The sequence below is a fragment of the Staphylococcus simulans genome (assembly GCF_002994445.1).
Lineage (GTDB): Bacteria > Bacillota > Bacilli > Staphylococcales > Staphylococcaceae > Staphylococcus > Staphylococcus simulans_B.
Map to the genome: position 1 here is coordinate 1 of NZ_MRZJ01000002.1, position 13,001 is coordinate 13,001.

The following is a 13,001-nucleotide window of genomic DNA, read 5'->3' on the forward strand; positions in this document are numbered from 1 at the left end:
GCGACTGGTAAGTATAACTTCGCTGGATTAGAGAACGGCGAGTACACAGTAACGTTCACACCGCCAGCAGGTTATGAAGCATCACCAGTGAATGTAGGTGATGTTGCATTAGATTCAAACGGCTTTAACAACAACAGCGACAATCAATAACGCTGATAATACAACAATTGACAGTGGTTTCTTCAAACCAGTTGTAGAAACACCGCAAGAACCAGCAACTTATACAGTTGGAGACAAAGTATGGGAAGATACAAACAAAGACGGAATCCAAAACTCAAATGAACCGGGTATCGAAGGTGTAACTGTTACATTAACTAAGCCGGACGGATCAACGGTTGTGACAACAACTGACAATAACGGTAACTACGAGTTTACGAACCTTCCAAATGGTGATTACACAATCACGTTTGAAACACCAGAAGGTTATGAGCCGACAACGCCAAACGTTGGAAACACTGAATTAGATTCAAACGGCACAACTACAACAGTTACAGTTAATAACGCTGATGATAAAACAATCGATAGCGGATTCGTTAAACCGACGGTTGAACCAACACCAGTTCCAGCAACGTACAACTTAGGTGACTATGTATGGGAAGACTCAAATAAAGACGGCATCCAAAACTCAAACGAGGTTGGTATCGAAGGTGTAACAGTAACGTTGACTAAACCAGATGGTACAACAGTAACGACAGTTACAGACGCGACTGGTAAGTATAACTTCGCTGGATTAGAGAACGGCGAGTACACAGTAACATTCACACCGCCAGCAGGTTATGAAGCATCACCAGTGAATGTAGGTGATGTTGCATTAGATTCAAACGGCTTAACAACAACAGCGACAATCAATAACGCTGATAATACAACAATTGACAGTGGTTTCTTCAAACCAGTTGTAGAAACACCGCAAGAACCAGCAACTTATACAGTTGGAGACAAAGTATGGGAAGATACAAACAAAGACGGAATCCAAAACTCAAATGAGCCGGGTATCGAAGGTGTAACTGTAACATTAACTAAGCCGGACGGATCAACAGTAACAACAGTTACAGATGAAAACGGTAACTATGAGTTCACAGGTCTTCCGAATGGTGATTACACAATCACATTTGAAACACCAGAAGGTTATGAACCGACAACACCAAACGTTGGTAATACTGAATTAGATTCAAACGGTACAACAACAACAGTTACAGTGAATAACGCTGATGACAAGACAATCGATAGTGGATTTGTTAAATCTGTAACACCAGAGGAGCCAACAACACCAGAAGAGCCGACGACTCCAGAAGAGCCAACAACACCAGAAGAGCCAACAACTCCAGAAGAGCCGACGACTCCAGAAGAGCCAACAACACCAGAGGAGCCAACAACTCCAGAAGAGCCGACGACTCCAGAAGAGCCAACAACACCAGAAGAGCCGACGACTCCAGAAGAGCCAACGACTCCAGAAGAGCCGACGACTCCAGAAGAGCCAACGACTCCAGAGGAGCCAACAACTCCAGAAGAGCCGACGACTCCAGAAGAGCCGACAACACCAGAGAAGCCAACAACACCAGAAGAGCCAACAACACCAGAGGAGCCAACAACACCAGAGGAGCCAACAACACCAGAGGAGCCAACGACTCCAGAAGAGCCGACAACACCAGAGGAGCCAACAGCTCCAGAGAAGCCAAGTCAACCTGAAAAGGCAGCTGTAAGCCCAATCAAAGAAGGCAAAACTGAAACACCATCTAAAGGTAAAGAAGCTAAAAAAGAATTACCTGAAACTGGTCAGGATGGATTGAATGCTACGTTAATCGGTTCAGCTTTTGCGGCACTTGGAAGCATCTTATTATTCAAACGTCGTAAAAAGAATCAATAAGATCAAACGAAATCAATAAAAAATGCAATACAAATAAGTATCGTTTTACTAGAGTACTGCTCTAGTAATTCGGTACTTTTTTTATTTTAAATAATGTGGAGGATATAAAATTGAATGAGGCAAAAAGCGTATAAATAAGAGTATTTACTTTAAAAATGATAACTATTCATATTAATGTGGATAGTTATCTCTATAAATGTGTCCAATTTGTGACAATTGTAAACGTTTTATTAAGTGTATTATGTAACTTTAAATAGGGAAAAATGTCAGTTTTTGCCATAGCAAAACCTTATTTTCAACGGGAATTGTATAAATATAAAATTGATTGAACTCAATTGCATTGCGTAATCTAGCGTGCTTTATTTAGGTAAAGTATATAAGAAAATTATGTTATAGATTGCAAAATTGCATATCGAAAATTATTTGATAATAAAAAGCGTGGCGACATAAAAATTTAAGAAAAAATGGATAAAAGACTTAACTAAATTGATAGGTTCAATCTTCTTATTCGGCAAACGCCGCAAAGAAGACAAAGAAAAATAAGAATTGAAAAATCTCTATAGATTTTAAGGGGCACATCTCATTTGAGGTGTGCTTCTTTTTCTTTCATAATAGGTATAACGCCATGTATTAAAGTAATGCATTTTAACGAAAGCAAAAGCCTATTTTGAAACGTTTAAATATATAAAATGAAGAAAAGGTGATGTCATGATTAAAATAAGCGATTATCCTTCACCCATCGGTTTATTAACATTGATGAGCGAAGATGATATCTTAACAGGGGTTTATTATCCAGGACAAATCAATAAAGACAATCCGCATTATGAGAAGGTGCAAATTAATGAAGTGCCTGTTTTACAGAAAACAGGGCGTTGGTTAGATGCATATTTTAAAGGAGAAAATCCTGAAATTGATTTTAAATACCATGCTTCAGGTACAGAATTCAGAGAGCAAGTATGGGAAGAATTAACGAGAATACCTTACGGTGAAACAGTCACGTATGGCTCCATTGCACAAAAGATTGCTAAGCTTCGAGGCAAAACAAAAATGTCGGCACAAGCAGTCGGAGGTGCAGTAGGAAGCAATCCGATCTCTATTATTATTCCATGCCACCGTGTTGTTGGTCATAATCATAAACTTACAGGGTACGGCGGCGGATTGGATAATAAACGTTATTTGCTGCAATGCGAACATCATGATTTGAGTCAGTTCACCGAATAAGCATCAGCCCATTGATGCAAGAACTTTACAGCTTTTAAATAGATAGCTTCTGCCTCAGTATTAAAAGTTCGGTCAAAGTCATGTGCGTCGCTATCAACCGCAACTAATTCTGCTTGTGCAGTATGCTGCATAAGACGCAAGCTTTCGTGATAAGGCACATCGATATCTCCTTTCGCATGTGCAATAAACACAGGCGGCAATTGTTTTAAGGAGAGATTATCTAAATTCAAAGTATGTCTCTTTTCATCAGTAATGCCGGTATAGTCAAACCATTGTCCTTGGCCGCGTGTATAGAGATAAAGCGGATATCTGAATTGTGCATGGCCTTCAATGATAGGCTCAGGCTGAATCATAAATTGAATCATCGCTTCGTTTAAATGCGCAGTCATTTGACGAAATGCTGCGTGCGGGTGTATCAATTCAGGAAGTGCAACTTGTGCGAAACCATAGAAATCAAGCACACCTTGGACATTGCGCTTATGTGCAGCCTGCAATGCAAGAAAGCCGCCCGAAGAACGTCCGAAAGTAAAGCATGGCAGATCAGGATATTTTGCAAAAACTGCATCAAATACACATAAAGCATCTGACATAATCGTATCGATTTTTGCTTCCGGCGCAAGACGATAAGGGGCTTCTGCAAGATAAAAGTGTTCAGTGAATAATGCAATCACTTCAGGAGGCAAATCATGCGGTGTGCCTGCAATCAAACCGCCGCCATGATAATAAACAATAATCCCTTTCGGTTTTTGTTTCGGTGAATGTATTTGAATGGGTAAAGCAAATTTGTCTTGAGTCAGAACGGTAAAAGTGTGTGACGACATAGTAATTCCTGCTTTCTTTCTAATTGAAATGTATGAATAACTCTATTTTAGTGGTTAAAGGATTAAATAGGTAGCAAGAAGTTGAAAAAGGAGCAGCTGAACATGAATGTGTTCAACTGCTCCTGATTTTTTTACGGTTGCACCATTGCGCCGATTAAGCCGAAACCGACAGATAATACGACTAAGATAACACCGAATATTATAGAAACTTTTCCTGATAACTTGCATGTTTTATAAAGCAGCAAGCTGAATAAATAACCAGATAATAAAGTTTGGAGATTAAATACTCCTAATACTTTATTTCCACTGTCAAATATATTCAAGCTGGTAATTGAAACTTGTGCAACGTCTAAACCTACAATAGCTTGAATACCTAAAACTACGAATGCGACAAGCGAACTGATTAACAATGCGAAGAGTGTACCTGCAAAGATACTTCTTTTTCTTACATCTGATTTAAAAATTCTCGCAATGCCCCAAACAATCAGATAGGCAAATAACAGAGAGAATAATTGCCCGAGAATTCCAAAAATAATTGTCACAGGACCCATGAATAACTTGAATTGTTCAAGTTGTGCTTGATTCATTTCTTGATTTCTGTCTTTTAAGACTTGTGTCCAATCTGTAGCAACAGAAGTAATCCATAAAACTGCAAGTACGATAACAATCCAAATGATTAAGTTGATGATCCATTTCGGATGTTCTCTGTACTTTTGGAAGTTTGAACCTAATAGTAATTTTGAATGTTCCATGCTGTACTCCTTCTCTTTTTTATTTCAACAAAAGCGTATCATAATTGTTTATTATAATAAATAGGTTTCTTAAAATTGAAAAACATACTTTAATTCTGCATTTTCATGAAGTGTTTTTGATAAAGATTATAGAATCAATATTAGAGTATAGTTAAAGAATTTAAAATTCTAATTTAATTCATGTAAAGGTATTTATTTATTTTTAAGTTGTGATATTATGCAAATGAAGTAATAAAATCAAAGCAAGGAGAGAAAATCAGTGTGAAGAAAAAACTTATTTGGATTGCTTCGATCATCGCAGCTGTTTTAGTCTTATTTATTGTTGCTGTGATTGTGAAGAATGCAACCGGTACATCGAATGGCGAGGATACATATCAAGTCTTTAAAGTTAAAAAAGAAAGTCCGTTAACTATGCAAGGCAAGGCTTCTCCAGAAACAGTGAAGTCTTATAAAAATAATTCGTCGATAGGGGATTATATCAATACTACCGTATCAGACGGCCAAGAAGTTGAGAAAGGTCAACAAATTATTACCTATAATACTAATAATCATCAACGTCAAAGCCTTGTAAATAAAGTAAATGAAGCAGAACAAGCAAGACAAAAGGCACAAGAAGCGGTCAATCGCGCACCGAATGATACACAAGCTAATCAACAATTATCTGATGCACAAACCCAGCTAGATAAAGCGAATCAATCTTTAAATCAATTAGATAATCAAATCAATGACAGTTTGTTTGCGGCATTTGACGGCAAAATCGAAATCGAACAAGATGAAAATCCTAATGAAGGAGATACTATTCTGCAATTGATTTCAAAAAATCCTCAAATCAAAACAACAGTCGCTGAATATGATTTAAGCAAAATCAAAGAAGGCCAAAAAGTCGAATATACTGTAAGCAGTACAGGGAAAAAAGGTTACGGTGAAATTTTAAAGATCTCTGAATTGCCGACAAACTATGAAGAGCAATTAAACAGCGGCAGTATGAGCAGTGCCGCAGCCGGACAAGGCGGAGAACCATCAGAAGAAGGTATGGATACAGCACAAGCGTCAAATCCAGTTGTGAATGATATTTCCGGAAAAGGAGATGCAAGTGATGCATCTAAATATACGGTGCTCATCGGACAATTGTCATCACCGGTACGTCCAGGGTTATCTTTAGATGCAGCTGTTACGACAGATAAAGTGAAACTGCCTTCTAATGTATTAGGCAAAGATAATACTGTTTATGTGCTGAATAAAGATAATAAAGTTGAGAAGCGGAAAGTGAAAATTGAAAAACAAAATGGCGATATTTATGTGAAGTCAGGAGTTAAAACTGGAGAACGTCTAGTGAAGCACCCGAAAGCATCTCTGAAAAATGGTGATGCAATAGAGGTGAAACAATGATTAAGCTGGATAAGATTAATCGTTCTTTTAAAAATGGAAACAAGGTGAACCATATCTTAAAGGATATTTCCCTGGAAATAAAGAAAGGGGAATTCATTGCTATTATGGGTCCTTCCGGTTCAGGAAAAAGTACGCTGATCAATATTATCGGCTTCATTGACAGAGGTTATGAAGGCAACTACTATTTCAACGATAAAAGTTATAAAGAAAGTTCTGATAACCAACTCGCAGAAATCAGAAACCGTGTGGTAGGATTTGTCTTTCAAAACTTTAAGCTGATTCAAAATAATACAGTGTTAGAAAATGTCAGCATTCCTTTAGTTTATGCAGGTATCGGCAGTCAAGAACGCAAGCAGCGTGTAATAGAAACACTGCATAATGTAGGGTTGTATGAAAAAGAACATTTAGTGCCCAATAAATTATCCGGAGGTCAGCAGCAACGTGTTGCGATTGCGCGTTCTGTAGTCAATGAACCGGAATTCATCATCGCAGATGAGCCGACAGGGGCATTAGATTCAAAAACTTCTGAGGATATCATGCAGTTATTTACACGTTTGAATGAGGAAAAGCATACGACCATGATTATGGTGACACATGATAGAGCTGTCGCAGAAAAAGCAGACCGCATTATTCATATCTTAGATGGACGCATCCAAGAAGAAGAGGTGGTAAAATGAACCGATTTTCAAACATTCTGGCGGTATCATTACGCTCTATTATGAAAAACAAACGACGCAATATCTTTACAATGATCGGTATTATTATCGGTATTGCGGCAGTTATTACTATTATGTCTTTAGGTAACGGATTTAAGAAAACAGCCAATGAACAATTTTCAGATTCAGGTGCCAGCAAAGATACAGCTTTAATCAGTTATATGCAATCTATGGATAGCAACAACAATGATAAAATCGATCCGTTTTCACCTAGCGATATCACTTTAGCAGAAAATGTAGAGGGTGTTGAAAAAGCACAAAAGAAACAAGATAAAACCCAGTCGTTCAAAGCTAAAGTGACCAATTCTCAAAAGAACGGCGATGCCAACATCTACATTAATAAGCATTATAAAAAGGTCAGCAAAGGCAAAGGGTTTAATGAAGATGACAATGATTTAGCTGAAAAAGTAGTAACGATAGATAAAAAGCTAGCGAAATCATTGTTCCACCAACCCAAAAAAGCTGTAAACCGTACCTTATATATTAATGGGCAAGGTTTCAAAATTGCAGGTGTCACAAATGGTGATCAATTTGAAACGAATACAGTGCATATGCCGACAAAGACTTTTGAACGCTACTTGCCGAATCTGACACAAGATTTTGTGCAGTTGGAAGTGAAAATAGAAGAAGGTTCGAATAAGAAAGACGTTGCGCAAAAAGTCGCAAAGACTTTAAGTAAAAAAGGCACCGGACAAGCCAACGGCAGTTATCAGTACTCTGATATGGAACAAATGATGAAGGGTATCGAAAAAGTATTTGATGCGATTACTTATTTCGTAGCGGCAGTCGCTGGTATTTCACTATTTATTGCTGGTATCGGTGTAATGAATGTGATGTATATTTCAGTTGCTGAACGTTCTGAAGAAATTGCAATAAGACGTGCTTTCGGCGCAAAAGCAAGAGATATCGAAATACAATTCTTAGTTGAAAGTGTGGTCTTATGTTTAATCGGGGGTATCATCGGATTAGTATTAGGTATTGCTATTGCTTCTCTTGTTGATGCGGTCACACCGGATTACATTAAGAGTGCAGTGACTCTAGGATCTGTGCTGCTTGCTGTAGGTGTCTCATCTTTAATCGGTATTGTCTTCGGTTGGATTCCTGCACGTGCAGCAGCTAAGAAAGAATTAATTGATATCATTAAATAGTCTTTTTTAAACCGGGTGAACGTTATCGTTCCTCGGTTTTTTATAATGCGAATATCGGGTACATTTTAGAGAAGCAGTTGATTATTTCTTTGAAAGTGGATATGTTTAATTTAACGAATTAAAAACGTTGTGAAAGGGGGTACAAAGGTTTTGGATATTAAACAAATGGGTTACTTTATTGCTGTAGTACAATACGGGGGTATGACCAATGCATCCAGAGAGTTATTTATTGCACAACCGACAATCAGTAAAGCTATTAAAGATTTAGAAAATGAACTCGGCAGTGCTTTGTTTGATCGCAGCAAGCGTCATTTAACCTTAACAGACAGCGGTGAAATCTTTTATAAAAAGTCACTGGAAATTATGAATCTTTTCGAGAATTTGCCGAAAGAAGTCAATCAGCTCAAAGGGCTTGAAGCAGGACATATCAGTATTGGTTTATCTGCGGTCATGAATATGAATAAATTCATTGAAACATTAGGGAACTTCCACCAGCTGTATCCAAACATTACTTATAACTTAGTAGAAAACGGCGGTAAAGCGTTAGAGTCTCAAATTATCAATAATGAGATTGATATCGGCATTACAACACTGCCTGTAGATAGTGCAATCTTTGAATCGATTCCGCTCTATACGGAAGATTTACTGCTGGTTGTCAGCGAAACACATCCGCTTGCAAATAGAGAGGTAGTAGAGATGCATGAACTCGCAAATGAGGACTTTATTTTATTTAATGAAGATTTCTATTTAAATGATAAGATTATTGAAACTGCGAAGCGGTCTGGCTTTGTACCGAAAACTATCTCTAAAATTTCTCAGTGGAACTTTATCGAAAACTTATTAACAGCCGGATTAGGTGTTAGTATTCTTCCTGAAAATATCGTTAAGATGTTAAACGGTCCGATACATAGCTCAAAGATTAATGATTCTGCGATGCGATGGCAATTAGGAGTGATATGGAAGAAAGAAAAATATATTAATTATGCGACAAGAGAATACATTGATTACATGAAATCATCATTGACGATGCAAGATTAAAAAAGAGCGGCGTACTTTACAGTAGTTGTAGGGTACGCCGCTTTTAAAGCATAAAGTTTGTTATATACGTTATAGGGGTATATGGTATATGTAGCAAGAAAGGAAGGATAGAATGCTTTATAGATTAGGAGCTGCAGTTATAGCTTCAGGTTTATTATTAACTGCTTGCGGGACACAAGAGCAATCGGACAAACAATCAGAACAACATCAAATGGAACATAATCAAAAAAGCGATGCACCAAAGTAAATGACACAAGCTAAAGACAGCCAATTTAAAAAAGGTGATAAAGTCATCTTAAAAGAAGGGCATATGCCGGGCATGATGAATGCTGAAGGCAAAGTTAAAGGTGTTTATCACACAAAAGTGTACCAAGTCAGCTATGAACCGACGAATGGCGGTAAAAAAGTAAACCATCATAAATGGGTAGTAAATGAAGAAATCAAAGATGCGCCGAAAGAAGGATTTAAAAGCGGTGATCAAGTTACTTTAGAAGCGGATCATATGAAAGGTATGAAAGGTGCTAAAGCAACTATTGATAAAGTTGAAGATAAAAACGTATATATGGTGGATTACAAAGATACTGACAATGGCAAAATAGTGAAAAACCATAAGTGGATGACAGAAGATGAATTAGAAGCAGATCAATAAAGTTCATCTAAATGTCATAAAGCGGTTAAAAGCGAATGTTTGCAGCAAAACCTGATTCCAATCAATCTATAACTGCCATACTTGCGCGTTTAAGCAAGATTAAAGCAGCGGTTGTTCGGTAAAGCCGAGCAGCCGTATTTTTGCGATGCAATGCCGAACGCTAACAATAGGATAAAGGGGTAAATACTGTATGGCCATGGTGTAATCTTCAGAAAGTTTCGATTTGAATGAAAAGTAATAGATGGTATCGCTTACATAGAAAAAAGTAATAGATACTATCTAAAATCGATATTTTTATGATACACAAAATTGTCATACAATAGGGAATGTAAGTCAAAAGAATATGTATAAATGATGATGGACACTTAGGTTCAGACACCAGAACCGACATGAAAATGACCATTTATACAGTTAAACAAAAGAAAGGTGTTAGCTTATGACATCGAAAGTTTTAAAGATTATCTTTCAAATTATCTTGATTATGGGCATCACGTATTTAGGCAACACCCTTCAACGCCTTTTGCATATTCCATTAGCTGGAAGTATCGTCGGCCTAGGACTCTTTTTCCTACTTTTACAATTTAAAATTATACCTGTCAAATGGGTCGAAGCGGGTTCCAACTTCCTTTTAACAACGATGGTCTTTTTCTTTATTCCATCTGTCGTTGGTGTAATGGATATCATAGGCGACATTCACCTTAATTTTATTGTGTTCTTCGGCGTCATTATTCTCGGCACAATTGCTGTCGCTTACGTCTCTGGGCTTATTGCCGAGAAAATGGCTAGAAGACTCCATGGTGATAAGGGGAGTCACACATCATGATTATTATTAAAGACATCATTATGATCTTGCTTACAGTATTCATGTATCTAGCAGCAAAGAGATTACACAAACGGTTTCCAAGCCCGTTTTTAAATCCAGCCTTAGTTGCTTCAATCGGAATTATAATCGTGTTATTATTATTCCGCCAGAATTATAATTCTTACATGGCCGGCGGACATTTAATCAATTATCTGCTGAGCTGTACGGTTGTATGTTTAGCATATCCGCTGTATATTAACCGTCATAAAATCTTCGAGAATTTTAATATTATTTTTACAAGCGTATTAACTGGTGTATTACTCAATTTTGTGTTAGTTTATTTCTCGTTGAAGATTCTAGGCTTCGATAAGGAAGAAATTGTAACACTGTTGCCAAGATCAATTACTGCAGCAGTCGGTATCCAAGTATCGCATCAGATGGGCGGTGCGGATACGATTACAGTATTGTTCATTATTACGACTGGTTTAATCGGCAGTATGCTTGGTTCAATGCTGCTTCGCATGGGCAATTTCAGAACTTCCATTGCAAAAGGGCTTGCATTCGGAAATGCCTCTCATGCGTTCGGTACAGCTAAAGCACTGGAATTGGATCTAGAATCTGGTGCATTCAGTTCAATCGGTATGATTTTAACTGCAGTTATCAGTTCTGTATTATTACCGATTCTCATCATTTTGTTTTATTAAAAGTTTTATATATAACGACGCTCAAGCATAACGAAGTATCAAACACTAAAGGGTAGTTTGAATACAGTTACTTTTTTAATGAATAGAAAGGGGCTATTTTTAAAATGGCAAAAATTAAAGCAAATCAAGCACTTGTAGAAGCGTTACTACAATGGGATATTGATCATTTATACGGAATCCCTGGCGACTCAATCGATGCGGTAGTAGACAGCTTGCGTACAGTAAGCGAACAAATCAAATTCTATCATGTTCGTCATGAAGAAGTTGGAAGCTTAGCAGCAGCATCTTACACTAAACTTACTGGTAAAATCGGTGTGTCATTAGCAATCGGCGGACCAGGTGCAATCCACTTATTAAATGGTATGTATGACGCTAAAATGGACGGTGTTCCTCAATTAGTATTAGTTGGTCAATCTAACAGCAACTTATTAGGAACTAAAGCTTTCCAAGAAACAAACTTATTAGATTTATGTAATGATGTTTCTGTTTACAACCGTCAAATCAGCGAAAAAGATGATGATATCTTCGGTATCGTAAACGAAGCTATCAAAACAGCTTATGAGAAAAAAGGTGTGGCAACTTTAATCTTGCCTAACAACTTATTAACTCGCAAAGTTAAAGACACAACTAACAAACCAGTTAATAAAAAACGCCCAACAATCCCAGCTCCAAACCAAGCTAAAATTAAAAAAGCAGCTAAATTAATCAACAAAGCTAAAAAACCTGTATTATTAATGGGTACTGGTGCTAAACATGCTGGTCCGGAAGTAGAAGCTTTCATCAACAAAGCTAAAATTCCTACAATCATTACTTTACCAGCTAAAACAATCATCCCTGATGATCACCCGTACAACTTAGGTAACATTGGTAAAATCGGTACTAAACCAGCATATCAAGCAATGCAAAATGCTGACTTATTAATTATGGTTGGTACAAACTATCCTTACGTTGACTACCTACCTAAGAAAAATATCAAAGCAGTTCAAATCGACGTTGATCCGAAAGCAATCGGACACCGTTTCAAAGTGAATGCTGGAATTATCGGCGACGCTAAAACTTCATTAATCGAATTAAACGACTTAGTGAAACCAGTTAAAAGCCGTAAATTCTTAGACGAAGCTTTAGATAACATGAAAACTTGGAAAGAATGGATGCAAAAAGACCTTGATAACGATGCATTCCCAATCCGCCCAGAACACTTAATGGGTGCAATCAACAGAGAAGCAGACCATGATGCTGTTTACTCAATCGATGTAGGTACATCAACAGTTTGGTCTACACGTTACCTAAGCCTTAAACCAAGCAACGAATTCATTATTTCAAGCTGGTTAGGTACTATGGGCTGTGCATTACCAGGAGCAATTGCTTCTAATGTAGCATTCCCTAACCGTCAAGTTATCGGTATCGCTGGTGACGGTGCATTCCAAATGGTAATGCAAGACTTCGCAACTGCAGTTCAATACAACATGCCGATGGTTATCTTCATCATGAACAACAAAGAATTGGCGTTCATCAAATATGAACAACAAGCAGCTGGTGAATTAGAATATGCTATCGACTTCTCAGATATGGATATGGCTAAATTCGCTGAAGCATGCGGCGGTGCTGGTTACACATTGAAAGACCCAGCAGACATCGACACTATCGTTGAAGCTGCATTAAACGAAGACCGTCCAACAATCGTTGACGTACACGTTGATGCAAATGCTGCACCACTTCCAGGTAAAATCGTACCTGACGAAGCAATCAACTATGCTAAATGGGCATACAGATCTATTACTGAAGATAAAAAATTAGACTTAGAAGAAATTCCACCACTTTCAGTAGCAGCAAAACGTTTCTTATAATTTGAGAGATAATCGAATATAATTTCTAATAATCAAGCAACGTGTAATGA

At 37.5% G+C, this 13,001-nt stretch carries 14 protein-coding genes; 12 read left to right on the top strand and 2 right to left on the bottom strand.

Going from position 1 to position 13,001, the window contains the following annotated elements; translation table 11 throughout:
- The 3 genes from C7N65_RS12840 to C7N65_RS03355 all read left to right on the top strand — a co-directional run.
- Nucleotides 1-150 (top strand): SdrD B-like domain-containing protein (locus C7N65_RS12840; RefSeq protein WP_158698097.1); only part of this gene is annotated, 150 nt, incomplete at its 5' end.
- 115 nt (nt 151-265) lie between these two features.
- Nucleotides 266-1,864 (top strand): SdrD B-like domain-containing protein, encoded by a 1,599-nt coding sequence (locus tag C7N65_RS12895; RefSeq protein ID WP_415918788.1) that lies wholly within the window; start codon nt 266-268, stop codon nt 1,862-1,864.
- 708 nt (nt 1,865-2,572) lie between these two features.
- Nucleotides 2,573-3,085 (top strand): methylated-DNA--[protein]-cysteine S-methyltransferase, encoded by a 513-nt coding sequence (locus C7N65_RS03355; protein WP_105993065.1) that lies wholly within the window; start codon nt 2,573-2,575, stop codon nt 3,083-3,085.
- Here C7N65_RS03355 and C7N65_RS03360 read toward each other — a convergent pair.
- Together C7N65_RS03360 and C7N65_RS03365 are read right to left on the bottom strand one after the other, a co-directional pair.
- Entirely contained in the window at nt 3,070-3,906 is an 837-nt protein-coding gene (locus C7N65_RS03360) for an alpha/beta hydrolase (RefSeq protein ID WP_105993066.1), read from the bottom strand. The two genes, C7N65_RS03355 and C7N65_RS03360, sit on opposite strands and share 16 nt — an antisense overlap.
- A 131-nt stretch (nt 3,907-4,037) precedes the next feature.
- Nucleotides 4,038-4,658, bottom strand: coding sequence for a YIP1 family protein (locus C7N65_RS03365; protein WP_105993067.1), 621 nt, complete (start codon nt 4,656-4,658; stop codon nt 4,038-4,040).
- A 261-nt stretch (nt 4,659-4,919) separates the two neighbouring features.
- On the opposite strand from C7N65_RS03365, the gene C7N65_RS03370 reads away from it, so the two are divergent.
- From C7N65_RS03370 to C7N65_RS03405, 9 genes are all read left to right on the top strand, one after another.
- The gene (locus tag C7N65_RS03370; RefSeq protein WP_105993068.1) at nt 4,920-6,047 is read left to right on the top strand and encodes an efflux RND transporter periplasmic adaptor subunit; all 1,128 of its coding nucleotides are present in this window, start codon (nt 4,920-4,922) and stop codon (nt 6,045-6,047) included.
- Complete coding sequence (locus C7N65_RS03375; protein ID WP_105993069.1) at nt 6,044-6,724, top strand: ABC transporter ATP-binding protein; 681 nt, start codon at nt 6,044-6,046, stop codon at nt 6,722-6,724. The genes C7N65_RS03370 and C7N65_RS03375 overlap by 4 nt, the downstream gene beginning before the upstream one ends.
- Nucleotides 6,721-7,911: an ABC transporter permease gene (locus tag C7N65_RS03380; protein WP_105993070.1), complete on the top strand. Its 1,191-nt coding sequence runs from the start codon at nt 6,721-6,723 to the stop codon at nt 7,909-7,911. The genes C7N65_RS03375 and C7N65_RS03380 overlap by 4 nt, the downstream gene beginning before the upstream one ends.
- A gap of 150 nt (nt 7,912-8,061) precedes the next feature.
- Entirely contained in the window at nt 8,062-8,949 is an 888-nt protein-coding gene (cidR, locus tag C7N65_RS03385; protein WP_105993071.1) for a cidABC operon transcriptional activator CidR, read from the top strand.
- 112 nt (nt 8,950-9,061) lie between these two features.
- Nucleotides 9,062-9,196 carry a hypothetical protein gene (locus C7N65_RS12815; RefSeq protein ID WP_267894443.1) on the top strand — a complete coding sequence of 45 codons (135 nt, stop codon included), beginning with the start codon at nt 9,062-9,064 and terminating at the stop codon, nt 9,194-9,196.
- Nucleotides 9,197-9,598, top strand: a complete 402-nt coding sequence (locus C7N65_RS03390) for a YdhK family protein (RefSeq protein WP_234019047.1) — start codon at nt 9,197-9,199, stop codon at nt 9,596-9,598. It abuts the gene before it with no gap.
- A 436-nt stretch (nt 9,599-10,034) separates the two neighbouring features.
- The gene (locus C7N65_RS03395) at nt 10,035-10,421 is read left to right on the top strand and encodes a CidA/LrgA family protein (protein ID WP_105993072.1); all 387 of its coding nucleotides are present in this window, start codon (nt 10,035-10,037) and stop codon (nt 10,419-10,421) included.
- Nucleotides 10,418-11,104, top strand: coding sequence for an LrgB family protein (locus C7N65_RS03400; protein WP_105993073.1), 687 nt, complete (start codon nt 10,418-10,420; stop codon nt 11,102-11,104). Before C7N65_RS03395 ends, C7N65_RS03400 begins: the two co-directional genes overlap by 4 nt.
- A 104-nt stretch (nt 11,105-11,208) precedes the next feature.
- Nucleotides 11,209-12,951: a pyruvate oxidase gene (locus C7N65_RS03405; RefSeq protein ID WP_105993074.1), complete on the top strand. Its 1,743-nt coding sequence runs from the start codon at nt 11,209-11,211 to the stop codon at nt 12,949-12,951.
- Nucleotides 12,952-13,001 lie beyond the last annotated feature (50 nt).